The following is a 21,078-nucleotide window of genomic DNA, read 5'->3' as shown; positions in this document are numbered from 1 at the left end:
AAAGGAGCCGCCCCGAAGGGCGGCTCCTTTCATTCCGGGCCGAAACGCGTGGATCAGATCTCGTCCAGCGCGTCGATGGATTTCTGAAGTTCTTCCTTCGAAATCTCTTTTTCCGATACGTTTGCACCTGCAACGATGTGATCGACGACTTTGTCTTCGAAGATCGGTGCGCGCAGTTGCTGTTGCATTTGCGGGTTCTTCTGAACGAATTCGAAAAACTGACGCTCTTGTCCCGGGTACTGGCGTGCCTGGTTCAGGACGGCTTGGGTCATTTCCTGATCGGTCACCTGAACGTCGGCTTTGCGGCCAACTTCGGCCAGCAGCAGGCCAAGGCGAACGCGACGTTCGGCCAGCTTCTTGTGCTCGTCGGTGGTTTCGATCGAATCGTGGTCGTGACCTTGGTGGTCGGGGTTTTCCTCGTGCCACAACTGGTGCGCGATCTGACCCGCTTCGGCTTCTACCAGGCTCGGAGGCAGCTCGAAGCTGACCATCTTGTCCAGTTGGTCCAGCAGCGAACGCTTCATCACGGCGCGTGCGGCGCCCTGATATTCGCCTTCCAGACGACCGGCGATCTGGGTTTTCAGACCTTCCAGATCCTCGGCGCCGAATTTCTTTGCCAGCTCGTCATCAAGTTCCGCTTCTTTCGGGTACTTGACCGACTTCACCTTGCATTCGAACAGGGCTTCTTTGCCTGCCAGATGCGCTGCGCCGTATTCTTCGGGGAAGGTCACTTTGACTTCGACGTCCTGATCAACCTTGTAGCCGATCAGCTGGTCTTCGAAGCCCGGAATGAACGAACCGGAACCAAGCACGAGGGGATAATCCTCGGCGGTACCGCCTTCGAACACTTCTCCGTCAACCGAACCCTTGAAGTCGATCGTAACCTGATCGCCTTTTTGCGATTTGGCGTTTTTCTTGCGCTCGGTGAAGGTCGACGAGGTCGACGCCAGGTTTTTCAGCGCTTCTTCAACCGATGCGTCGTCAGCTTTGACGACCAGACGCTCCAGCGTGACGCCGGATGCATCGATGTCCGGAATTTCCGGCAGGGCTTCATAGGTCATTTCGACCACAACGTCCTGACCTTCTTTCCATTCGTCGCCGCCGACCATCTTCACGTCGGGCTGCATCGCAGGGCGGTCGCCGGTTTTTTCGAAGTGGTCTTTCATCGCGCCGTCAACGGCTTCCTGCATCGCATCACCAAGGACGCGCGGGCCGAATTGCTTTTTCAGCATCGCCAAAGGCACCTTGCCTTTGCGGAAACCCTTGATCTCGACCTCGGGCTGCGCCTCGAGCAGTTTTTCCTGCACCTTGGCATCAAGGTCTGCCGCCGGAACGGTGATCTTATAGCCGCGTTTCAAGCCTTCGTTCAGGGTCTCGGTGACCTGCATATGATCGTCCTTCTCAAACCTTAAATGGTACGGGGGAAGGCATTCTGGCCGACGCACCCTACGTCACCGGAAACTAAAACCGGTGTCCGCCCGCTTCGCCGGACGTTCTATCCAATAAACTATGGGGTGTGAAGGGGGGTTGTCTGCGGCCGTTTGTTCCTGCCGCAGGTGCGTAATCCAAGGTATCCGGCCTTCGTTCATCCAAAGGCATCAGGACGGATTGACCTGATCATTCAGGGCAGGTAGATGGGGCGCAGTGCGGGCGTGGCGGAATGGTAGACGCAGCAGGTTTAGGTCCTGCCGCCGCAAGGTGTGGGGGTTCGAGTCCCTTCGCCCGTACCAGTCGAACAATTGCGATTGTGTCGGCGTTATGAGTAACAGGTCATCCTCATATCACATATGACCCCTTCCGGGGGATATGTGATATGAGGATTATCAATCTTCATTCGTCCGAAGTGGCAGACCCTTTGTTCGCCGAGGCTTTGCCCGCGTTCCTTTTGAGGCGCAGGGCAACGGATTCGACCATGACGCGTATCTGCTCTCGGGACAGGGAGATATTGTCATCCAGCGTGCAGGGCTCACCGCTGTCGAAAGCATAGCCGTGCGTGGGGCCCGCGAAGGTGTTCACCACGCGCCGGTCCTTGCGCATGTTGTCCCATAGGGCTTTTTGCACGTCGAGGGATGGAAGAACCTTATCCGCTTTGATTTCGGGCAACTGTTCGCACAGCGGATCGCTGAGCATGTCACCCGATTTCCCAAACACGCGGTTGAACGCGAGCTGCAGTTCCAGCTCACCCCGCGTCAGCGACCGGTTAATGGTTGCCGTTTTGGGTTTGATCAGGGCGGTTTCCGGTATTTGCAGCCACTGGCTCACCTCGGGCAGCAGGGTGGCGCGGCAGGCATTATAGTTCTTGATCGTCAGGGTCAGGTTTTCAATGCCCTCCAGCCGCCGGATCAGGCGCGCGACGAGGCTGGGAACCCTGTAGTTCGCAAAGACATCCTCGATGGAGGCGGTACGCCCGCTTCGCTTGATTCCCTGTTGCCATACGGATGCCGCATGGCTGATCGGATTGCGGATGAACAAAAGGACTTCGACGCGGGCAAAATCGGCGGCCTTGGCAAGATCGGCGACCACACCGGGCTCGGCCCATTTTACCCAGTCATTGAACATCAGTTCATTGGAAAAGAGGTGAGATTCAGGTCCCGTGCAGTATTCCCTGAGGCCGGCCGCAAAACTCTCCGGGTTTTTCATGAGCACGCCAGCATTGCCCGAGGTTATGGCTGCCTCGTCTGCGGGGTTCAGGTCAGCTGCAGCCGGGTATCTGATTCCGGAATTCTGGAGATTCTCGCGGCTCAGGCGGAAGCTTGTCTGGAGCATGCTGGAACCGGTTTTTCCGTGTCCAATGTGGAGGAACAGTTTTTTCACTAATGACTCCGGTACTCAGGCTGATCGGAAGCGCGAGGGCTTCTGTAGGTGTATGGGGCAACTTTGGCAATTTTGCAGAAGGGACCTGATACGGCCTGCTTGATGGTCGGTATAGGGTATTCTAGCGCGTTTGCGTCGATGATCCGTTGTTCGGGGCGATTTAGCGCAAAACTGCGCATTAGTCATCCGCTGCCGTGCTTTTGCGCCATGGGCCTTTTCTGGCCTTGCTGCAGGGCAGCTGGGTATGGGCACTGATCATCGATTTACGTGTTTCTGGAATGGTTATTCACCTGCCACCACAGGCGACGTGTTTGCCTCAGATTTAGGCGGAATGATGGGGTGGTGGGACCGTATGCAGGCCCAAGATTTATATTCTGCACTTATAACGCGCTTATTGATTACTTATTGTGCGTTATTAATTTTATTTGCGGCGCTATTTCGTGCAAAAGATGCAGACAGATTGTTCCCTGTTTCCGAAAATGGTCAGTAACCAGAGGAACGGTTAGCGGGAGAGTCGGCCCATGAAGAAGATTGAGGCGATCATCAAGCCCTTCAAGCTGGATGAAGTTAAGGAAGCGCTTCAGGCTGCTGGAGTTCAGGGGCTGTCTGTTACAGAGGTCAAGGGATTCGGCCGCCAGAAGGGCCATACGGAACTGTATCGCGGCGCTGAATATGTCGTCGATTTTCTACCGAAGGTTAAGATCGAGGTTGTTCTGGCCGATGAGCTGGTGGATGCCGCAATTGACGCCATCGTGCAGGCTGCCCGCACCGAAAAAATCGGGGATGGCAAGATCTTTGTCAGCCCTGTTGAACAAGCAATCCGCATTCGTACCGGCGAAACCGGCGACGACGCGGTCTGATCCGCATCCCAACCTTACGGAAGGATAAAACGAGATATGAACGTCAAAGAAGTTCTGAGCCTGATGAAGGACGAGGAGGTCGAATATGTCGACATCCGCTTTACCGATCCGAAAGGCAAGCTCCAGCACGTGACGCTGGTTGTCGATCTGGTCGATGAGGATTTCTTCGAAGAAGGCTTCATGTTTGACGGCTCGTCGATTGCGGGCTGGAAATCCATCGATCAGTCGGACATGAAACTGATCCTGGATCCGTCGTCTGCCTATATCGATCCGTTCTACGCCGAGAAGACACTGTGCATTCACTGCAACGTTGTCGAGCCCGACACGAACGAGCCCTACGATCGCGATCCGCGCGGTACGGCAGAGAAGGCAGAAGCCTATCTGAAGTCCAGCGGCATCGGCGACGCATTCTATTGCGGCCCCGAAGCGGAATTCTTCATCTTTGACGATGTCCGTTACTCGGTCTCGATGAACAAGGTCTCGTTCCAGGTCGATGCGATCGACGCATCGTGGAACACGGACACGACGTATGAAGGCGGCAACTCCGGCCACCGTGCGGGCGTCAAGGGCGGTTATTTCCCTGTGAACCCCGTTGACGATTCGCACGATCTGCGTGGCGAAATGCTGTCGACGATGAAGCGCATGGGCATGAAGGTGGACAAGCACCACCACGAAGTGGCCTCGGCACAGCACGAACTGGGTCTGATTTTCGGTAAGCTGACCGAGCAGGCAGACAACATCCAGAAGTACAAATATGTCATCCACAACGTTGCGCATGCCTATGGCAAGACCGCGACGTTCATGCCGAAGCCGATCAAGGGCGACAACGGCACCGGGATGCACGTGAACATGTCGATCTGGAAGGACGGCAAGCCGCTGTTCGCCGGTGACAAATATGCGGATCTGTCGGATGAGGCCCTTTGGTTCATCGGCGGCATCCTGAAGCATGCCAAGGCGCTGAACGCGATCACGAACCCGTCGACCAACAGCTACAAACGGTTGATCCCCGGTTTCGAAGCGCCGGTTCTGCGCGCGTATTCGGCACGCAACCGCTCGGGCTGTGTTCGTATTCCGTGGACCGAATCGCCCAAGGCAAAACGCGTCGAGGCCCGCTTCCCCGATCCGTCGGCGAACCCTTACCTGTGCTTCTCGGCGCTGTTGATGGCCGGTCTTGACGGTATCAAGAACAAGATCGATCCGGGTGCGGCTTCGGACAAGGATCTGTACGATCTGCCGCCCGAAGAACTGGCCGCTATCCCGACCGTTTGTGGTTCGCTGCGCGAAGCACTTGAGGAACTGGAAAAAGACCACGAGTTCCTGCTGGCCGGTGACGTGTTCACCCGCAGCCAGATCGAGGGCTATCTGGCGCTGAAATGGGAAGAGGTCTATGCCTATGAGCATACGCCGCACCCGATCGAATACCAGATGTACTACAGCTGCTGATATGCAGTCGAAGCCGCCCCCTGGGGCGGCTTTGTTCGTTCAGGGCCGCTTTCGTGGCCCTTTTTTCATGCGCGTTCGCGTTCGGAATAGTGCCGTCGGTTGCGCTGGACGGGGGCGCGGGATATTCCGGATCAAACCCTTGAAGGAGCCAGCATCATGCGTGCATTCGTTTTTCCCGGCCAAGGTGCCCAGACCATCGGAATGGGCCGTGCCCTTGCCGAGGCCTATCCGGAGGCGAAAGCTGTATTTGACGAGGTGGATGACGCCTTGCAGGAAAATCTGTCGGACCTGATCTGGAACGGCGATATCGAAACACTGACGTTGACCACGAATGCGCAGCCGGCGCTGATGGCGACCTCTATCGCGGCGTTGCGGGCAATGGAGGCTGAAGGCATCACTATGGATGCCGCTGCCTTTGTTGCGGGGCATTCGTTGGGGGAATATTCGGCGCTTTGCGCGGCCGGATCGCTGACATTGTCGGATACGGCCCGCCTGTTGCGGGCCCGTGGGGCTGCGATGCAAGAGGCGGTGCCGGTCGGTCTGGGGGCGATGGCTGCCATCCTCGGGCTGGATTTCGATACGGTTGCCGAGATCGCTGTCGAAGCTGCTGATGGTGAGGTGTGTCAGGCGGCAAACGACAATGATCCGGCACAGGTCGTGGTGTCGGGGCATACCGCTGCCGTGAATCGTGCGGTAGAGATTGCCAAGGCGCGCGGGGCCAAGCGGGCCTTGTTGCTGCCGGTTTCGGCGCCGTTCCACTGCGATCTGATGCAGCCTGCCGCAGCGGCAATGGCCGAGGCACTGGCCGCGGTCGTGGTCGAAGCGCCGTCCATGCCCGTCGTGGTAAACGTGCGGGCCGAGGCCGTGACCGAGCCTGACCGCCTGCGGGCGTTGCTGATCGCGCAGGTCACGGGATCTGTGCGCTGGCGCGAGTCGGTGCAGTTCATGGAAGCGGCCGGTGTCACCGAGTTCTGGGAAATCGGCTCGGGTAAGGCACTTTCGGGTATGATCAAGCGGATCATCAAGGGCGCAGATGTCCGTGCTATCGGAACGCCCGAGGATGTAGTGGCGGCCAAAGCTTCGCTTGGTGCGTGAACAAAGGAATGCAAATGTTTGACTTGAATGGAAAGAACGCGCTGGTAACCGGCGCTTCGGGTGGCATCGGTGCGGATATCGCGCGGGGGCTGCACAGGGCCGGGGCGACGGTCGCGCTTTCGGGAACCCGTGAGGCGCCGCTACAGGAGCTTGCGGCAGAGCTGGGGGACCGTGTTCACGTCATCACCTGCAACCTGTCCGATGCGGCGGCGGTAGAGGCACTGCCGAAGGCAGCAGCTGAGGCGATGGGCTCGCTGGATATTCTGGTCAACAATGCCGGGATGACACGCGACAATCTGGCCATGCGGATGAGCGATGACGACTGGCAGCAGGTGATCGATGTGAACCTGACGTCGACCTTCCGTTTGTGCCGTGGTGTGTTGCGCGGAATGATGAAGGCGCGGTGGGGCCGGATCATCAACATCTCCTCCATCGTCGGAGCGACGGGCAATCCGGGGCAGGTCAACTATTCCGCTGCAAAGGCCGGAATGGTCGCGATGTCCAAGAGTTTGGCGTCGGAAGTGGCAAGCCGTGGCATCACGGTGAACTGTGTGGCGCCCGGTTTCATCGCCACGCCGATGACCGACAAGCTGACCGAAGACCAGAAAGGGCGGATTTCCGCTCAGATCCCGTCAGGCCGGATGGGGACCCCCGAAGATATCTCCGCAGCCGTGTTGTACCTTGCTAGCGTTGAGGCCGGATATGTGACCGGCGCGACGCTACATGTGAACGGCGGAATGGCGATGATTTGAAAGGGCTTGAAAGCGTTTGCCTTGGCACATATCCCTTGCTATAGCGCGCTCGAGACCACGGGGGCGGCAACGCCACCGGGGCACCCCGTCGCACTGTCGGGATAACCGCCTTCGGGCAAAGACAATTGGGACGGGACCGCTCCCGCAACGAATAAGGACATAACATGAGCGACATCGCTGATCGTGTGAAAAAGATCGTCGTCGAGCATCTTGGCGTCGAAGAAGAAAAAGTGACCGAGAATGCTTCGTTCATCGACGATCTGGGTGCCGACAGCCTCGATACCGTCGAGCTGGTGATGGCTTTTGAGGAAGAGTTCGGCATCGAGATCCCGGACGACGCTGCTGAAACGATCCAAACCTTTGGTGACGCAGTAAAATTCATCTCCGAAGCTGTTTGATCGCTTTGAAGACCGATTTGAAAGGAGCGCCCTTGCGGGCGCTCTTTTTTATGTTCGGTGAAAGGCCGACGTCAGGGCCTGTACGAGATTGTCGATGTCATACGGTTTGCGCACGATGGTGACATCCCGCATCCCTTCGGGCAGGGCCGACCCTTCGTCGTAGCCAGTTGCGAAAACAAAGGGGATGCCGCGTGCGCGCAATTCCTCGGCGACGGGAATCGATGTTTCCTGACCCAGATTGACGTCGAGCATCGCGAGTTCGATTCCCTCACCCTTGATCAGATCCATTGCCTGCGCGACGTTGCGGGCCAGCGAAATGCGCTGGAACCCGGATTCTTCGAGCATAGCCTCTACATCCATTGCAATCAGCAACTGATCTTCGAGCAGCATGACATGGGCCTGTTCCGGCAGGGTCGGGCTGTCTGTGCCGGATGTGGCGGATGTGGTTGCGGACATTTGGATTTCCTTGAAACGGACGTGGCGGGCTGGAAGGGTGAATTCGGCTTTGACGCCGGTAGGCAGATATTCGATGTGGCTGCTGCCGCCGAGATCAAAGGGCAGCGAGCGTTTCAGCAGCAAGGAGCCGAACCCGGTATGGTCGGGAGCTATGACGGCAGGTCCACCGGTTTCGATCCATGTCAGGTGGCAATCCCCTTCACTGGTTCTGTACCATGTGACCTGCAAGGCACCATCGGGGGCGGACAGGGCACCATATTTGGCGGCATTGGTGGCCAATTCGTGCAGGACCTGTGCCATGACCGAAAAGCCACGACTGTCCAGAAGGGCATCCTGCCCCTCGATCCAAATTTCGGCGGCATCGCCGTAGGGGGCCAGCTCGGCTGCCAGCAATGCGCCGAGAGAACCGCCACCATCGCCTCGCATTACCTGATCGTGGGCCAGGGACAGGGCCTGTATCCGTCCCTTGAGCGATTGGACGTAGGATTCCAGCGTCCGGCCCTCTTCGACCGGGTGGCCGATAACCGATTTGATGACGGCGAGGATGTTTTTGACGCGGTGGTTCAATTCATCATTCAGGACACGCTGGCGAAGATCTGCCCGTGCACGCTCTTCGGCCATCGCCTCGGTCTGCCGCAAAATTGGCTCCACTAGAGAGGTGCGCAGCATGCGGACAGTTTCCATGTCGGCCTTCGTCCATGGGTCGGAATGGCGGTGAACGTCCTCTTTCCACAGGGCGAAGCTTTTGCGGGGAGTAAGGCGATCACCCATCGGGCCGCTTGTGTAGGACTTTTCCGGGTTGCCCGCCCATTCGAGCTTCTGCACCTGCTCCCGCCGGAAGAACATCACCCAATCCTGCGGTTGCTGTGACACCTGAACGGCCAGAACGCCTGCGGCACGTTCGGCGTAATTTTCTGCATCGGCTGTATGGGTTACAAGGCTGTCGGTTTTCCAGATCAGGTCATGCGGATCGGGCGGGATGTCAGCGGCCAGATTGCGGATGGCGGCATTCGGAGGTACGGCACCCTGCACCAGAAGCTCATCCTCCAGCACAAGGGCCACTCCGTCGCAGGGAATGAGCGCGCAGAGGTCATTCATGCCGGAGCGCAGCATCCCTGCGACATCCGTTCCGGCGCCGAGACCTGCCAGATTTTCAAGCCGGCGGCGGGCTTCGGAGGCGGAGTCGAGTGCGGCCTTGTGGATCAGGGCGCCGATGTGCAGGGACAGGAATTCTCCGAACATCTCGGCCGCGACGCGCTGATACATCGACAGGGTGCGCGGACTGTAGTGATGGCAGGCGATCAGCCCCCACAGCTCTCCATCCACCAGAATGGAGATAGACATGGATGCGGCAACGCCCATGTTGCGCAGGTATTCGCAATGGATGGGGGAAACGGCGCGCAGATGCGCGTGTGACAGGTCCAGCGGAAGGCCGTGGTGGGTTTCGGGCACCAGGGCGCTGCGGGCGTTCGAGGCATCCGTGATCAGCCGGATCGTATTTGCGCGGTAAAGCCGACGTGCCTGTACCGGAATGTCGGTGGCCGGAAAGTGCTGGCCGAGAAAGCTTTCCAGACCTTCGCTGCGATCTTCGGCGATCACCTTGCCGGAGCCGTTCGTGGCGAATTCATAGACCATCACACGATCATAGCCGAGTTTGCCGCGGATGGTGCGGGTGACCTGCGCGACGATATCGCGGACGGATGTGCAATCACTGATGGCGTCGGTCATGCTGCGTGTCAGCCGCAGCGGAGATTCCGTGGTTTCGGGCGCCGGTTCCAGTTCGGCGATCGTGGTGCCGCCATTCTGGTGGATGGCTATGTCGACCACCGCCCCCGATGGAAGCCGCTCTGCGAAGAACAGTGTCGGGCGGTTCTTGGGCTGGTCCGTGACAAGGGCGTTACGGAGCTGATCGGTCAGCGCCTCTCCGAAGATGCCGTCGGCAGTTTCGGAGAGGGGGATGCCGAGGAGGCTGCTGCAGTTGGCGGAATGCTGTTGCAGCATCTGCATCTGTTCATCAAAGGCGAACAGGACGCCATGCGTCTGGATTGCGCCGGGAATGTGGATCGGTTCACGATCACAGTTCGAGAGATTTGTGTCGGGCATGATGATCAGGCGGTTTTGAGTTGGAAGGCGGAGGTTGCGCGTTCGAATGTTGCCCTTGCCGCAGCGATGGCCATGTCCGGATCATAGGGGGTAGCCGCGTCCAATACGGACAGGAAGGCCTGCCAATGCGCAGGGCCGTGCCGCAGGTGCCGTGCGCCGAAGGTTTCATCAAGGCCAAGCCTGGCCGCCTGCTTGCGCAGGAGCTGCCCGCCGAGGGCCGACCCTTCGAGCACATAGAGGATGCCGAGCGCCGCACTGTCATGGGCGGGGCGGTCCGGTGTGGTGGTGCGGGGGACAAGCGACAGATCCGCCAGATCCTGCGCCATGTCCTGCAGCAGGCAGAGGGGCTGCCAGTCGGCCATGCGAAAGCCGCTGACCGAAGGCTCGACCTGCGCACGGAAGCGGTGGATGCCCAACAGATATTCCGCATAGGCGGCACGTGTGGTGAAGAGACCGATACCCGTGTCGAGGATCATATGGGCGGATGCCGTTGCGTCACGCAACTGCCAGCGACGTTCGGAGGGGCGGGTGGGGCGGTTCATCGGTTGAAACGTAGCGGGAAGTGGCCAATGTGCAAGGGTTCTTGCGGTGGTTTGCCCTTGATACGCGGGCGTCGTGTTGCAGCAGTGCGGCGGCGCGTGTATCAGGCATAAAGATTTGTTGGAGGAAGTCGCATATGCGTCGTGTCGTCGTTACGGGTTTGGGGCTGGTCACACCGTTGGCATCGGGTGTCGAGGAAACTTGGAAACGCCTGTTGGCTGGTGAATCCGGCGCGGGGCCGATCACGCGGTTCGATACATCGAATGTGGCCACGAAATATGCCTGCGAGGTTCCGCGGGGTGATGGCACCAACGGAACGTTCAATCCCGATGAGTGGATGGAGCCGAAAGACCAGCGCAAGGTTGATGAGTTCATCCTGTACGGAATGGCTGCTGCGGTGCAGGCCGTCCGGGATGCCGGATGGGAACCCGAGGACGAGGCCAGCCGCGAGCGGACTGGGGTCATGATCGGGTCCGGGATCGGCGGACTTTCGGCGATCGCCGATACGGCTGTGCTGATCAAGGAAAAGGGGCCGAAGCGGGTTTCGCCGTTCTTTATTCCAAGTGCGCTGATCAACCTTGTTTCCGGTCAGGTCTCGATCCGTTTCGGGTTCAAGGGGCCGAACCATTCGGTGGTGACGGCCTGTTCCACTGGGGCGCATGCGATTGGCGATGCGGCACGGCTGATTGCATTCGGTGATGCCGATGTGATGGTCGCCGGTGGGGCGGAGAGCCCGATCTCGGAAATCGGGATCGCGGGGTTCAATGCCTGCAAGGCACTGTCAACCAAGCGCGGAGATGATCCCAAGAAGGCGAGCCGCCCCTATGACGCTGATCGCGACGGGTTCGTGATGGGTGAAGGTGCGGGTATCGTGGTTCTGGAGGAATACGAACACGCAAAGGCCCGTGGCGCCAAGATCTATGCCGAGGTTCTGGGGTACGGGATGTCGGGGGATGCCTATCACATCACGGCGCCCTCCGAGGATGGCAATGGCGGGTTCCGTGCGATGCAGGCGGCCTTGGCCCGGGCAAACATCAGCCCCTCGCAGATTGATTACATCAACGCGCACGGCACCTCGACGATGGCGGATACCATCGAGCTGGGGGCTGTGGAGCGGCTGTTGGGCGACGCTGCGGCGAATGCGACCATGAGCTCGACCAAATCCTCCATCGGGCATCTGTTGGGGGCAGCGGGATCGACCGAGGCGATTTTCTGTGTGTTGGCCATCCGGGACCAGATTGCCCCGCCGACGATCAACCTTGATACGCCGGCTGTCGAGACCAAGCTGGACCTGGCGCCGAATGCGGCGGTGAAGCGGAAGATCGATTACGTTCTGTCGAACTCTTTCGGGTTCGGCGGGACGAATGCCAGCCTGGTTCTGGGGCGGGTGACTGACTGATGTGGAAATCAATCGCCTCCAACACGTTGACGATGTTCATCGTGCTGCTGGTTCTGGCAGCGGGCCTGATCGCTTGGGGGCGACAGACTTTCTATGAACCCGGGCCGTTGGCGCAGCCGATCTGTTTGCGGATCGAACGCGGCGAGAACACGAGAACGATCGCAGCCACGCTGGAGAAGCAGGGAGCGATCAGCAGCGGTACCGTTTACCGGATCGGGGCGAATTACTCTGGCAAGGGCGGGCAGGAAAAGTTCGGAAGCTATCTGATCCCGACCTCTGCCTCCATGCCGCAGATTCTGGATATCGTGACGGCGGGCGGGCAATCGACCTGCGGGCGCGAGATCAACTATCAGATCGGCGTAGCCTCATCGCAGATGGTGCTGCGTGATCTGAACCCGGCAACGGGACGGTTCGAGGAAATCGTGAAGTATGATCCGCAGGCGGGCGAGATGCCCGAAGCGCTGGCGGAAGCCGAGGCGGATGACGACCTGCGCCTGCGGGTGACACTGGCGGAAGGTGTGACGAGCTGGCAGGTTGTGGACAGCCTGAAGCGGGCCGATTTCCTGAACGGCGATGTGGCCGAAGTGCCGGATGAAGGAACGCTGGCGCCCGACAGCTACGAGGTTTCCAAGGGGGACAACCGCTCGGAGTTGCTGCTGCTGATGGCAGCGCGCCAACAGCGGATTTTGAATGATATGTGGGCCGGACGTGAGGAAGGTCTGCCCTATGAAACGATGGCAGAAGCCCTTGTCATGGCCTCTATCGTGGAGAAGGAAACGGGGATTGCGGACGAGCGGCCGATGGTGGCGAGTGTCTTTGTGAACCGGCTGCGTCAGGGCATGCGTCTGCAGACGGATCCGACGGTGATCTATGGCGTGACCAAGGGTGAGGGCACATTGGGTCGTGGCCTGCGGGCATCGGAGCTTCGGGCGCGGACGCCCTACAATACATATGTCATCGACGGTTTGCCGCCGACGCCGATTGCCAATCCGGGGCGGTTGAGCATTGAGGCGACGTTGCATCCGGCGGATTCCGATTATCTGTTCTTCGTGGCGGATGGATCGGGCGGGCATGCGTTTGCACGGACGCTGGACGAGCATAACGCCAATGTTGCGAAGTGGCGCGAGATCGAGCGTGCCAAGGGCGAGCTGCCCGAGGGCGGAGTGCAAACGCGCGAATGATGAACGGATCGTAAAGCATGCGATCGGTTAACATATTGTATTTGCTTGACTTTGCGCGCGGTCCCTGATAGGGATTCATGCATGCTGGAAGAATGTACGAACGGCCCGGGGCGCTGCCCTTCGGGCCGTTTTTGCATTCGCTTGTGCGGGGCACGAGAAGGCGGGACAGGCAGAAATGAAAATGGAACTCTCGTTCAAGGAAGCTGCGCAGGTGGATCTGCTTGCGGAGACGGAGAGGCTTTATCGCGAGGTGGCCGAGGAACTGGCGCTGGCGACGCGTCGGGTGAGTGCGGGTGATCTGGCGGATGTGACGGGGGCGGTGCGGGCGGTGAAAGACCTTCGCGCCGCTTTTCAGATGGTGATGGACGAAAGGACACGGGTTGAAAAACTTCGGAAACAGGTTGCCGGCGTCGTCAACGACTATGCAGTCGACCTTGAGCTTGCGCGAGATGAGATCGGGCGCAGGTTGGCTCGCCTCCGCGACGCAGGCTGATGTCGATGCGTTTCTGGATGGTCTGGGGACGAATGCGCTGTTGGCGTTGCCTTGGCTGTTCGAATTCTGGGCATTGCCGCATCAGCTGCCGCCCGATGGGGTGTGGAAAAGCTGGGTCATCATGGGCGGGCGGGGGGCGGGCAAGACCCGCGCCGGTTCGGAGTGGGTTCGGGCCGAAGTTGAAGGGGCGCGACCCTTGGACAATGGCCGGTCGCGCCGTGTGGCCTTGGTTGGGGAGACGATCGACCAGGTGAGGGAAGTGATGGTTTTCGGGGAGAGCGGGATACTTGCCTGCTCTCCTCCGGACAGGAGGCCTGAATGGGAGGCGGGACGGCGGCGGCTGGTGTGGCCGAACGGTGCGATTGCACAGGTATTCTCGGCGCATGAGCCCGAGAGCCTGCGCGGGCCGCAATTCGATGCCGCCTGGGTGGATGAGCTGGCCAAGTGGAAGAAGGCCGAGGAAACCTGGGACATGCTTCAATTCGCGCTGCGTCTGGGCGAGAACCCGCGGCAGGTCATTACCACCACGCCGCGCAACGTGGGAGTGCTGAAGACCATTCTGAAGAATCCGTCGACGGTGGTGACCCATGCGCCGACCGAGGCGAACCGTGCCTATCTTGCGGCCAGCTTTCTAGCGGAGGTTCGTGCTCGGTACGAGGGAACCCGGTTGGGGGCGCAGGAACTGGATGGCGTTCTGCTGGAGGATGTCGAGGGTGCGATGTGGACGACGCCTGCATTGGAAGCGGGGCGTATGGATGCCGCGCCCGCGCTGAACCGGATCGTGGTGGCGGTTGACCCGCCCGTGACCGGACATGCCGGGTCGGATGAATGCGGCATTGTCGTAGTCGGAGCCGTGACGGACGGGCCGCCCCATACATGGCGCGCGGTGGTGCTGGAAGATGCGAGCGTGAAGGCCGCAAGCCCGGACCAATGGGCGCGGGCCGCCTTGGCGGCGATGGCGCGGCACGGGGCCGACCGGCTGGTTGCGGAGGTAAACCAGGGGGGGGATCTGGTGGAGACGGTCATTCGGGGAATTGATCCTCTGGTGCCGTTTCGGGCTGTTCGGGCAAGCAAGGGGAAGGTTGCGAGAGCGGAGCCCATTGCCGCGCTTTATGAACAGGGACGTGTGCGGCACCTGCGGGGGCTTGCAAAGCTGGAGGACCAGATGTGCCGCATGACCATGGGTGGTTACGAAGGTAAGGGATCGCCGGATCGTGTGGATGCACTGGTCTGGGGGCTGTGGGAATTGATGATCGAGCCGTCTTCGGTTTGGGCGCGACCGCAGGTTAGGGGGTTGTGAGAGGCACCGTGCGGAGAGGTTAAGCAGCATTAACCGTTGTTGCGTAATGTGCATTTCAACGGACGAGCGGTCCGGTTGCGACAACGACGGTGAATGCGCCCTGTAGGGAAGCGGGAGCCGGATGGGAGGTGCGGATGTTCGATTTTCTGAAGCGGGGCCAGCCGCCGGAGGTGAAAGCCTCGGCCACGGGGCCGGTGATCTCGTATCAGAGTTCGGGGCGTGTGGCGTGGAGCCCGCGGGATACGGTCAGCCTGACCCGCGCGGGGTTTTTGGGAAATCCGGTCGGGTTTCGCGCCGTGCGGCTGATTGCGGAAGCGGCTGCGGCGATGCCGGTGGTGCTGCAGGATGCGGAGCGGCGTTATGATACGCATCCTGTGCTGGATCTGGTGCGGCGGCCGAATGGGGCGCAGGGGCGGGCCGAATGGTTCGAGGCGGTTTACGCGCAATTGCTGCTTTCCGGAAACGCCTATCTGGAGGCGGTGCCGGGAGGACGGCTGCCGGCGGAACTGCATGTGCTGCGGTCGGACCGGATGAGCCTTGTTCCCGGAGCGGATGGTTGGCCTGTCGCCTATGACTATACGGTCGGCGGGCGGAGTTTGCGGTTTGACATGACCGGGGATTTTCAGCCGATCTGCCATATCAAGAGCTTTCACCCGCAGGATGACCATTACGGGTTGTCACCGATGCAGGCGGCGGCGGTTGCGCTGGATGTGCATGGGGCGGCCTCTCGCTGGTCAAAAGCGCTGCTGGATAATGCCGCGCGGCCTTCGGGGGCGATCGTCTACAAGGGAGTGGATGGCCAAGGGCAGCTTTCACCAGATCAATATGATCGGTTGGTGACCGAGATCGAGGCGAACCACCAGGGTGCGCGCAATGCCGGCCGGCCGATGCTGCTGGAGGGCGGGCTGGACTGGAAGCCGATGGGGTTTTCGCCTTCGGATATGGAATTCCAGAAGACAAAGGAGGCCGCAGCGCGGGAAATCGCGATCGCATTTGGGGTGCCGCCAATGATTCTGGGCATTCCGGGGGATGCGACCTATGCCAACTACCAAGAGGCGAACCGGGCATTCTATCGTCTGACGGTTCTGCCGTTGGCGACGAAGGTGACGGCGGCGGTCGGACATTGGCTTTCATCCTTTGCGGGGGAGGTGGTGGACCTGCGACCGGATCTGGATCAGGTGCCCGCGCTGGCTGCGGAGCGCGACCAGCAGTGGGCCCGTGTGGGAGCTGCGGATTTTCTGACTGACGCCGAAAAGCGGGTGCTGCTGGGGCTGCCGCGCGTGCCCGACGCATGAGGGGCGGCGAGACGGGTTCTCGCTTCCTCTATGACAGTTTCGATGCGGCCACTGCGAGGATCGAGGCGAACGAGCGTGTGCATGAAGAACGCTGGAACGGGCTGGAGTACCGGCTTGGCCAGATCGAGAGCACATTGGACCGGCTGGAACGGCGCATCTGGCTGGGGGTGTACGGGGCTGCGGCATTTTTGCTGACGCAGGGTGTCGAGGCATTGATCAATACGGCAATGAGGTAGGGATGGGCGGAGTTTATGGAGCGCCGGAGCGCAAGTTCCACGCGACCGGCACGCTTGAGGTGCGGGGCGGGGCGATCGAGGGATATGCCTCGCTGTTCGGGCAACGGGATCAGGGCGGTGATGTTGTACGCCCCGGCGCCTATGGCGCGAGCCTGGCCGCGCTGGGCGACCGCCGGGTGAAGATGCTGTGGCAGCATGATGCGAGCGAACCGATCGGTGTATGGGACGAGGTTCGTGAGGATGCTGCGGGGTTGTTCGTGAAAGGACGCATTCTGCCCGATGTGGCAAGGGGGCGCGAGGCGATCGCCCTGCTGGATGCGGGAGCGATCGACGGACTTTCGATCGGGTATCGCACCGTGCGTGCCGAACGGGATGCCAAGGGACGGCAACTTGCGGAACTGGATCTGTGGGAGGTGTCGCTGGTGACGTTTCCGATGCAGGTCGAGGCGCGGGTGCAGACCAAGAATGAAGAACTGGGTGGCATGCGGCACATTGCCGAGATGATCCGCGGCATGACTGCCGCGATTGCCGCCCGCTAATATTTTCAACGACCGGAGGATGGAATGACCGAGACAAAGTCGCGGACCGGAGAAGGCATGCCGGATGATCCGGTGGCTGATGTGGCCGCTGCGATGGGGGGGTTCGTGAAAGAGTTCAAGGACTTTCAGGCCGACATTTCGAAAACACTGAAAAAACAGGAAGACCGTTTTACCATGCTGGATCGCAAGACAATGACCTATGGCCGCCCCGCGCTTTCGACTGCTGCCGAGGTGGAGGTGCCCCATCAGAAGGCCTTCAACGCCTATTTGCGTTCGGGTGATGATGATGGTCTGCGTGGTTTGCCGCTGGAAGGCAAGGCGATGAGCACCGCGGTTTCGGCGGATGGCGGCTATCTGGTGGCGCCGCAGACGGCGGATGCGATCCGTTCGATGCTGGTGTCCACGGCATCGGTCCGCGCGATTGCGAATGTGGTGAACGTGGATGCCACATCGTATGATGTGCTGATCGACCGCAGCGAGGTCGGTTCGGGCTGGGCCAGCGAGACCGCCACCTTGACCGAGAGTGCGACGCCGACGATCGAACGCATTTCCATCCGCCTGCACGAACTGTCGGCCATGCCGAAGGCGAGCCAGCGTCTGCTGGATGACAGCGCCTTCGATATCGAGAACTGGCTGGCCGGCAAGATCGCGACGCGATTCATGCGTGCCGAATCCTCGGCCTTTGTGAACGGGGACGGTGTGGACAAGCCGAAGGGCTTCTTGACGACGACGAAGGTTGCGAACGCAAGCTGGGCGTGGGGCAGCCTGGGGTATGTGACGTCGGGTGCCGCATCCGATTTCGCTTCGACCAACCCTGCCGATTGCATCGTGAACCTCGTGTATTCGTTGCAGGCGCAATACCGGGCGAACGCAAGCTTTGTGATGAACTCCAAGACGGCGGGTGCCGTGCGCAAGATGAAGGACGCGGATGGCCGCTTCCTGTGGTCGGACGGCCTGGCGGCAGGGCAGCCTGCGGTGCTGATGGGGTATCCGGTGCTGATCTGCGAGGATATGCCCGATATTGCCGCCAATGCCTATGCGATGGCCTTTGGCGATTTCAGCGCTGGGTACACGATTGCTGAACGCCCGGATCTGCGTCTGCTGCGCGACCCCTTTTCGGCCAAGCCGCATGTACTATTTTACGCGACCAAACGCGTTGGCGGTGACGTGACCGATTATGCAGCGATCAAGCTGCTGAAATTCGCCACCTCGTAAGAGGCGCGGATGATGCGCCGCCGCCTGTGATCCAGCTGTTTTCCCCCCGCGCGGGCAGCAGGTGGCGGCGTTTTTCCCAACGGTTTTCAAGGAGTGGCGATGAACCTGATCGAGGAGACGAAGGTTCCGGCAGCGTCCTTGCCGGTTTCGGAGTTGCGCACCCGTTTGCGGATGGGCAGCGGATTTTCCGATGACGGTTTGCAGGACGGTTTGCTGGAAAGCTATTTGCGTGCAGCGCTGGCGACCATCGAGGGGCGGATCGGCAAGACGCTGTTGACGCGTCGGTACCGTTTCGTGCTGGACCGCTGGCGCGGCGGGATGAGTCAGGCCCTGCCGACGGCACCCGTCACGGCGATCGTGTCGATGAAGGTAGGGGGGCTGGCTGTTTCGACGGACCGATATTGGCTGGTTGAGGACATGCATCGCCCACGGATCGTGGGACGGAACGGTTTGCCGGTGCTGGGTGAGGGGGCTGCTGCGGAGATTGTCTTTGAGGCAGGCTTTGGGGATTGGACGGCGGTTCCGGCAGATTTGCAGCACGCCGTTCTGTTGCTGGCGTCGGAATATTACGAAGTGCGCCATGAAGCCGGGCTGCGCCCTTCGGCCTTGCCGGTGCAGGTGGCGGTGCTGATCGAACGGTGGCGCACGGTGCGTCTGCTGGGAGGTGCGCCATGCGGCTGACGCGCAGATTGGTTCTGGAACGGTCGGTATCTGCGCCGGATGGTGCGGGTGGCGTACGACGCGACTGGTCATCCTTGGGTGTGTTATGGGCCGATGTGCGGCCGGGATCGCCCCGTGAGGTAAGCGGTGTGGAGGCGGTGACCCCGGTCATTTCTTTGAAGGTGACGGTACGTGCCGCCGCCCCGGGGGCCCCATCGCGGCCTGTAGCCGGACAGCGGTTTCGTGACGGGGACCGCATCCTGCGCATCATTGCGGTGGTGGATGCCGGAGAGCGGTATCTGACCTGTCATTGTCAGGAGGACATATGAGTTATGGCGCGGCGGCGGCCCTGCAGGCTGCGATATTTGCCCGTCTGTCGGCGGCGCTGACCGTTCCGGTGCTGGATTCGGTTCCGGACGGGACTGCGGGCACATGGGTACTGGTCGGGCCGGAGGATGTGCGCGACCGCTCGGACAAGACGGGGCGCGGGGCCGAGCATCGGTTGGTGATCAGCGTGATTTCGGATTCCGAAGGGTTCCAGGCAGCCAAGGGAGTGGCATCGCAGATTTGCGACGCGCTGGACGTGCCGATGCCATTGGCGCGCGGGCGGGTGGTGGGGCTGTGGTTCCAGCGGGCGGTTGCACAGCGGTTATCGGCAGGGCGGACACGGCGGATCGACCTGAGCTTTTACGTGCGGGTCGAGGATATTCAGGAAAGTAAGGGTTAAGCGATGGCTGTTCAGAACGGAAAAGACCTGCTGATCAAGCTGGACATGACAAATGACGGGCAGTTCGAGACGATTGCGGGGCTGAGAGCCACGCGGATCAGCTTTAACGCCGAGACGGTGGATGTGACCAGCCTTGAGAGCCAGGGAGGGTGGCGCGAACTGCTGGGCGGCGCGGGGGTGAAATCGGCCTCGATTTCCGGGTCCGGCGTATTTCGGGATGCCGGCACGGACGAGCGGGCCCGACAGATCTTCTTCGAGAACGAGGTGCCGCAATTTCAGGTGATCATCCCGGATTTTGGCGTCGTCCAGGGAGCCTTCATGATCACCGCAATCGAATATGCAGGGTCATATAACGGAGAGGCGACATACGAGCTGACGATGGCCTCGGCGGGGCCCCTGAGCTTTACGGCGCTGGCATGAACCCCTGGGCCGGAGAAGTGGCGCTGACCTTGGATGGCCAGCGGCATGTGGCCAGGCTGACCCTCGGGTCCTTGGCGGAACTGGAAGCGGCAATGAAGGCGGACAGCCTGATGGCGCTGATCCAGCGGTTCGAGGAAAGCCGGTTTACCACCCGTGATGTTCTGGCGCTGATTGTGGCGGGGCTGCGGGGTGGGGGCTGGTCGGGCAGTGCGGATGATCTGCGCAGCGTCGATATTGCGGGCGGGCCGATGGAGGCGGCGCGTGTGGCGGCGCAGCTTCTGGCACGGGCCTTTTCCGTGCCGGAGGCCGTATGATCGATTGGCCGGGCCTGTTGCGGGCAGGGCTGTTCCATTTGCGTCTTCGGCCAGAGGATTTCTGGCGCCTGACACCTGTGGAATTGCGGGTGATGCTGGGGGCCGAAGCCGCGGGCACCCCTCTGAATCGTGCGCGGCTGGAAGAGCTGGCGCGCGCCTTCCCCGATATCAAAGGAGAAAGCCTTGTCGGAAGTTGAGGATCTGGATGATCAGGTCTCTGCATTGGAGACTACCCTTGGGTCCGTGACCACCATGGTGGGCGCATTCGAAAGCGAGCTGGGCCGGATGCGCGATACCATGACCTTTACGGGGCGTGAGGCCGAAAAGCTGTCCACCAACATTGGTGGCGGTGTGCGGCGGGCATTTGACGGCGTGATCTTTGACGGCACGCGCCTGTCGGATTCCATGCGGTCATTGGGCGAATCCGTGACACAGGCAATCTACAAGACAGCGATGAAGCCGGTCGAGAATGCCTTGGGTTCCCTGGTCACCAGCGGATTGGGGGCCTTGATGGGCGGGGCGATGCCCTTTGCCAAGGGGGGCGCCTTTACCCAGGGGCGGGTGATGCCGTTTGCCAAAGGGGGGGTCGTATCCTCTCCCGTTACGTTTCCGATGCGGGGTGCGACCGGGCTGATGGGGGAAGCCGGACCGGAGGCGATCATGCCGCTGACGCGCGGAGCCGACGGACGTCTGGGTGTGCAATCCGCAGGCGGCGGCAGGGCGGTGAACATCGTGATGAACGTGTCCAGCCCCGACGTGCAGGGTTTCCAGCGCAGCCAGAGCCAGATTGCGGCACAGGTCAGTCGCGCTTTGTCACGTGGCCAAAGGAATAAATGAG

The 21,078-nt window shown here is 60.7% G+C and carries 25 protein-coding genes and 1 tRNA gene; 22 read left to right on the top strand and 4 right to left on the bottom strand.

Annotated features, from left to right (window positions below; all coding sequences use genetic code 11):
• Positions 1 to 53: 53 nt before the first annotated feature.
• Positions 54 to 1,388 carry a trigger factor gene (tig, locus tag TR36_RS06120; protein WP_045389123.1) on the bottom strand — a complete coding sequence of 445 codons (1,335 nt, stop codon included), beginning with the start codon at positions 1,386 to 1,388 and terminating at the stop codon, positions 54 to 56.
• 258 nt (positions 1,389 to 1,646) lie between these two features.
• Between tig and TR36_RS06115 the strand changes: the two genes are divergently transcribed.
• Positions 1,647 to 1,730: transfer RNA gene (locus tag TR36_RS06115), tRNA-Leu, on the top strand.
• A gap of 100 nt (positions 1,731 to 1,830) precedes the next feature.
• On the opposite strand, the gene TR36_RS06110 is transcribed toward TR36_RS06115, so the two are convergent.
• Positions 1,831 to 2,766, bottom strand: coding sequence for a hypothetical protein (locus TR36_RS06110; RefSeq protein WP_153010506.1), 936 nt, complete (start codon positions 2,764 to 2,766; stop codon positions 1,831 to 1,833).
• Between the two features lie 292 nt (positions 2,767 to 3,058).
• Between TR36_RS06110 and TR36_RS15470 the strand changes: the two genes are divergently transcribed.
• The 6 genes from TR36_RS15470 (at position 3,059) to TR36_RS06085 (ending at position 7,362) form a co-directional block, all read left to right on the top strand.
• The gene (locus TR36_RS15470; RefSeq protein WP_153010505.1) at positions 3,059 to 3,304 is read left to right on the top strand and encodes a hypothetical protein; all 246 of its coding nucleotides are present in this window, start codon (positions 3,059 to 3,061) and stop codon (positions 3,302 to 3,304) included.
• Between the two features lie 31 nt (positions 3,305 to 3,335).
• Positions 3,336 to 3,674 carry a P-II family nitrogen regulator gene (locus TR36_RS06105; RefSeq protein WP_045389129.1) on the top strand — a complete coding sequence of 113 codons (339 nt, stop codon included), beginning with the start codon at positions 3,336 to 3,338 and terminating at the stop codon, positions 3,672 to 3,674.
• 36 nt (positions 3,675 to 3,710) lie between these two features.
• Positions 3,711 to 5,117, top strand: a complete 1,407-nt coding sequence (gene glnA, locus TR36_RS06100; protein ID WP_045389132.1) for a type I glutamate--ammonia ligase — start codon at positions 3,711 to 3,713, stop codon at positions 5,115 to 5,117.
• Between the two features lie 153 nt (positions 5,118 to 5,270).
• Positions 5,271 to 6,212, top strand: a complete 942-nt coding sequence (gene fabD / locus TR36_RS06095) for an ACP S-malonyltransferase (protein ID WP_153010520.1) — start codon at positions 5,271 to 5,273, stop codon at positions 6,210 to 6,212.
• Positions 6,213 to 6,226: 14 nt separating this feature from the next.
• Entirely contained in the window at positions 6,227 to 6,964 is a 738-nt protein-coding gene (gene fabG, locus TR36_RS06090) for a 3-oxoacyl-ACP reductase FabG (RefSeq protein WP_062762676.1), read from the top strand.
• Between the two features lie 164 nt (positions 6,965 to 7,128).
• Positions 7,129 to 7,362, top strand: a complete 234-nt coding sequence (locus tag TR36_RS06085; RefSeq protein ID WP_045389136.1) for an acyl carrier protein — start codon at positions 7,129 to 7,131, stop codon at positions 7,360 to 7,362.
• A gap of 48 nt (positions 7,363 to 7,410) precedes the next feature.
• Here the strand turns inward: TR36_RS06085 and TR36_RS06080 are convergent, their stop codons facing one another.
• Together TR36_RS06080 and TR36_RS06075 are read right to left on the bottom strand one after the other, a co-directional pair.
• Positions 7,411 to 9,921, bottom strand: coding sequence for an HWE histidine kinase domain-containing protein (locus TR36_RS06080; RefSeq protein ID WP_045389138.1), 2,511 nt, complete (start codon positions 9,919 to 9,921; stop codon positions 7,411 to 7,413).
• A gap of 5 nt (positions 9,922 to 9,926) precedes the next feature.
• Positions 9,927 to 10,463, bottom strand: coding sequence for a biliverdin-producing heme oxygenase (locus TR36_RS06075; protein WP_153010504.1), 537 nt, complete (start codon positions 10,461 to 10,463; stop codon positions 9,927 to 9,929).
• A 134-nt stretch (positions 10,464 to 10,597) separates the two neighbouring features.
• Here TR36_RS06075 and fabF point away from each other — a divergent pair, with 134 nt between their 5' ends.
• The 15 genes from fabF to TR36_RS06000 all read left to right on the top strand — a co-directional run bounded on the left by fabF (position 10,598) and on the right by TR36_RS06000 (position 21,077).
• Positions 10,598 to 11,860 (top strand): beta-ketoacyl-ACP synthase II, encoded by a 1,263-nt coding sequence (fabF, locus tag TR36_RS06070; protein WP_045389141.1) that lies wholly within the window; start codon positions 10,598 to 10,600, stop codon positions 11,858 to 11,860.
• On the top strand, positions 11,860 to 13,041 hold the full coding sequence (mltG, locus tag TR36_RS06065; protein ID WP_045389144.1) for an endolytic transglycosylase MltG: 1,182 nt from the start codon (positions 11,860 to 11,862) through the stop codon (positions 13,039 to 13,041). Before fabF ends, mltG begins: the two co-directional genes overlap by 1 nt.
• A gap of 175 nt (positions 13,042 to 13,216) precedes the next feature.
• Positions 13,217 to 13,534 carry a hypothetical protein gene (locus TR36_RS06060; RefSeq protein ID WP_237763523.1) on the top strand — a complete coding sequence of 106 codons (318 nt, stop codon included), beginning with the start codon at positions 13,217 to 13,219 and terminating at the stop codon, positions 13,532 to 13,534.
• Positions 13,491 to 14,834, top strand: coding sequence for a DNA-packaging protein (locus tag TR36_RS06055; RefSeq protein WP_062762673.1), 1,344 nt, complete (start codon positions 13,491 to 13,493; stop codon positions 14,832 to 14,834). The genes TR36_RS06060 and TR36_RS06055 overlap by 44 nt, the downstream gene beginning before the upstream one ends.
• 134 nt (positions 14,835 to 14,968) lie before the next feature.
• The gene (locus TR36_RS06050) at positions 14,969 to 16,129 is read left to right on the top strand and encodes a phage portal protein (RefSeq protein WP_045389150.1); all 1,161 of its coding nucleotides are present in this window, start codon (positions 14,969 to 14,971) and stop codon (positions 16,127 to 16,129) included.
• Positions 16,126 to 16,365 carry a hypothetical protein gene (locus TR36_RS06045; RefSeq protein WP_045389153.1) on the top strand — a complete coding sequence of 80 codons (240 nt, stop codon included), beginning with the start codon at positions 16,126 to 16,128 and terminating at the stop codon, positions 16,363 to 16,365. The genes TR36_RS06050 and TR36_RS06045 overlap by 4 nt, the downstream gene beginning before the upstream one ends.
• A 2-nt stretch (positions 16,366 to 16,367) precedes the next feature.
• On the top strand, positions 16,368 to 16,904 hold the full coding sequence (locus TR36_RS06040) for an HK97 family phage prohead protease (protein ID WP_045389156.1): 537 nt from the start codon (positions 16,368 to 16,370) through the stop codon (positions 16,902 to 16,904).
• Between the two features lie 24 nt (positions 16,905 to 16,928).
• Positions 16,929 to 18,119, top strand: coding sequence for a phage major capsid protein (locus TR36_RS06035; RefSeq protein WP_045389159.1), 1,191 nt, complete (start codon positions 16,929 to 16,931; stop codon positions 18,117 to 18,119).
• Positions 18,120 to 18,218: 99 nt separating this feature from the next.
• Positions 18,219 to 18,800, top strand: coding sequence for a hypothetical protein (locus tag TR36_RS06030; RefSeq protein ID WP_045389162.1), 582 nt, complete (start codon positions 18,219 to 18,221; stop codon positions 18,798 to 18,800).
• On the top strand, positions 18,791 to 19,108 hold the full coding sequence (locus tag TR36_RS06025) for a head-tail adaptor protein (RefSeq protein ID WP_045389165.1): 318 nt from the start codon (positions 18,791 to 18,793) through the stop codon (positions 19,106 to 19,108). The genes TR36_RS06030 and TR36_RS06025 overlap by 10 nt, the downstream gene beginning before the upstream one ends.
• Positions 19,105 to 19,506 (top strand): DUF3168 domain-containing protein, encoded by a 402-nt coding sequence (locus TR36_RS06020; RefSeq protein WP_045389168.1) that lies wholly within the window; start codon positions 19,105 to 19,107, stop codon positions 19,504 to 19,506. The genes TR36_RS06025 and TR36_RS06020 overlap by 4 nt, the downstream gene beginning before the upstream one ends.
• Positions 19,507 to 19,509: 3 nt before the next feature.
• Positions 19,510 to 19,926, top strand: a complete 417-nt coding sequence (locus TR36_RS06015) for a phage major tail protein, TP901-1 family (protein WP_045389171.1) — start codon at positions 19,510 to 19,512, stop codon at positions 19,924 to 19,926.
• Positions 19,923 to 20,240 (top strand): gene transfer agent family protein, encoded by a 318-nt coding sequence (locus TR36_RS06010; protein WP_045389174.1) that lies wholly within the window; start codon positions 19,923 to 19,925, stop codon positions 20,238 to 20,240. Before TR36_RS06015 ends, TR36_RS06010 begins: the two co-directional genes overlap by 4 nt.
• Positions 20,237 to 20,437, top strand: a complete 201-nt coding sequence (locus tag TR36_RS06005) for a rcc01693 family protein (RefSeq protein WP_045389177.1) — start codon at positions 20,237 to 20,239, stop codon at positions 20,435 to 20,437. The genes TR36_RS06010 and TR36_RS06005 overlap by 4 nt, the downstream gene beginning before the upstream one ends.
• The gene (locus tag TR36_RS06000) at positions 20,424 to 21,077 is read left to right on the top strand and encodes a phage tail tape measure protein (RefSeq protein ID WP_062762670.1); all 654 of its coding nucleotides are present in this window, start codon (positions 20,424 to 20,426) and stop codon (positions 21,075 to 21,077) included. The genes TR36_RS06005 and TR36_RS06000 overlap by 14 nt, the downstream gene beginning before the upstream one ends.
• Position 21,078: the final 1 nt, after the last annotated feature.

Origin of the sequence: Falsirhodobacter sp. alg1 (assembly GCF_000739715.2) — a bacterium.
Taxonomy (GTDB): domain Bacteria; phylum Pseudomonadota; class Alphaproteobacteria; order Rhodobacterales; family Rhodobacteraceae; genus Falsirhodobacter.
This window is presented reverse-complemented; position numbering and strand designations above follow the sequence as displayed.

Bases quoted from the DNA above. Each gene is read 5' to 3' on its own strand.
- tig (WP_045389123.1), bottom strand. From the start codon at position 1,388: ATGCAGGTCACCGAGACCCTGAACGAAGGCTTGAAACGCGGCTATAAG.
- TR36_RS06110 (WP_153010506.1), bottom strand. From the start codon at position 2,766: ATGCTCCAGACAAGCTTCCGCCTGAGCCGCGAGAATCTCCAGAATTCC.
- TR36_RS15470 (WP_153010505.1), top strand. From the start codon at position 3,059: ATGGGCACTGATCATCGATTTACGTGTTTCTGGAATGGTTATTCACCT.
- TR36_RS06105 (WP_045389129.1), top strand. From the start codon at position 3,336: ATGAAGAAGATTGAGGCGATCATCAAGCCCTTCAAGCTGGATGAAGTT.
- glnA (WP_045389132.1), top strand. From the start codon at position 3,711: ATGAACGTCAAAGAAGTTCTGAGCCTGATGAAGGACGAGGAGGTCGAA.
- fabG (WP_062762676.1), top strand. From the start codon at position 6,227: ATGTTTGACTTGAATGGAAAGAACGCGCTGGTAACCGGCGCTTCGGGT.
- TR36_RS06085 (WP_045389136.1), top strand. From the start codon at position 7,129: ATGAGCGACATCGCTGATCGTGTGAAAAAGATCGTCGTCGAGCATCTT.
- TR36_RS06080 (WP_045389138.1), bottom strand. From the start codon at position 9,921: ATGCCCGACACAAATCTCTCGAACTGTGATCGTGAACCGATCCACATT.
- TR36_RS06075 (WP_153010504.1), bottom strand. From the start codon at position 10,463: ATGAACCGCCCCACCCGCCCCTCCGAACGTCGCTGGCAGTTGCGTGAC.
- fabF (WP_045389141.1), top strand. From the start codon at position 10,598: ATGCGTCGTGTCGTCGTTACGGGTTTGGGGCTGGTCACACCGTTGGCA.
- mltG (WP_045389144.1), top strand. From the start codon at position 11,860: ATGTGGAAATCAATCGCCTCCAACACGTTGACGATGTTCATCGTGCTG.
- TR36_RS06060 (WP_237763523.1), top strand. From the start codon at position 13,217: ATGAAAATGGAACTCTCGTTCAAGGAAGCTGCGCAGGTGGATCTGCTT.
- TR36_RS06055 (WP_062762673.1), top strand. From the start codon at position 13,491: ATGAGATCGGGCGCAGGTTGGCTCGCCTCCGCGACGCAGGCTGATGTC.
- TR36_RS06050 (WP_045389150.1), top strand. From the start codon at position 14,969: ATGTTCGATTTTCTGAAGCGGGGCCAGCCGCCGGAGGTGAAAGCCTCG.
- TR36_RS06045 (WP_045389153.1), top strand. From the start codon at position 16,126: ATGAGGGGCGGCGAGACGGGTTCTCGCTTCCTCTATGACAGTTTCGAT.
- TR36_RS06040 (WP_045389156.1), top strand. From the start codon at position 16,368: ATGGGCGGAGTTTATGGAGCGCCGGAGCGCAAGTTCCACGCGACCGGC.
- TR36_RS06035 (WP_045389159.1), top strand. From the start codon at position 16,929: ATGACCGAGACAAAGTCGCGGACCGGAGAAGGCATGCCGGATGATCCG.
- TR36_RS06030 (WP_045389162.1), top strand. From the start codon at position 18,219: ATGAACCTGATCGAGGAGACGAAGGTTCCGGCAGCGTCCTTGCCGGTT.
- TR36_RS06025 (WP_045389165.1), top strand. From the start codon at position 18,791: ATGCGGCTGACGCGCAGATTGGTTCTGGAACGGTCGGTATCTGCGCCG.
- TR36_RS06020 (WP_045389168.1), top strand. From the start codon at position 19,105: ATGAGTTATGGCGCGGCGGCGGCCCTGCAGGCTGCGATATTTGCCCGT.
- TR36_RS06015 (WP_045389171.1), top strand. From the start codon at position 19,510: ATGGCTGTTCAGAACGGAAAAGACCTGCTGATCAAGCTGGACATGACA.
- TR36_RS06010 (WP_045389174.1), top strand. From the start codon at position 19,923: ATGAACCCCTGGGCCGGAGAAGTGGCGCTGACCTTGGATGGCCAGCGG.
- TR36_RS06005 (WP_045389177.1), top strand. From the start codon at position 20,237: ATGATCGATTGGCCGGGCCTGTTGCGGGCAGGGCTGTTCCATTTGCGT.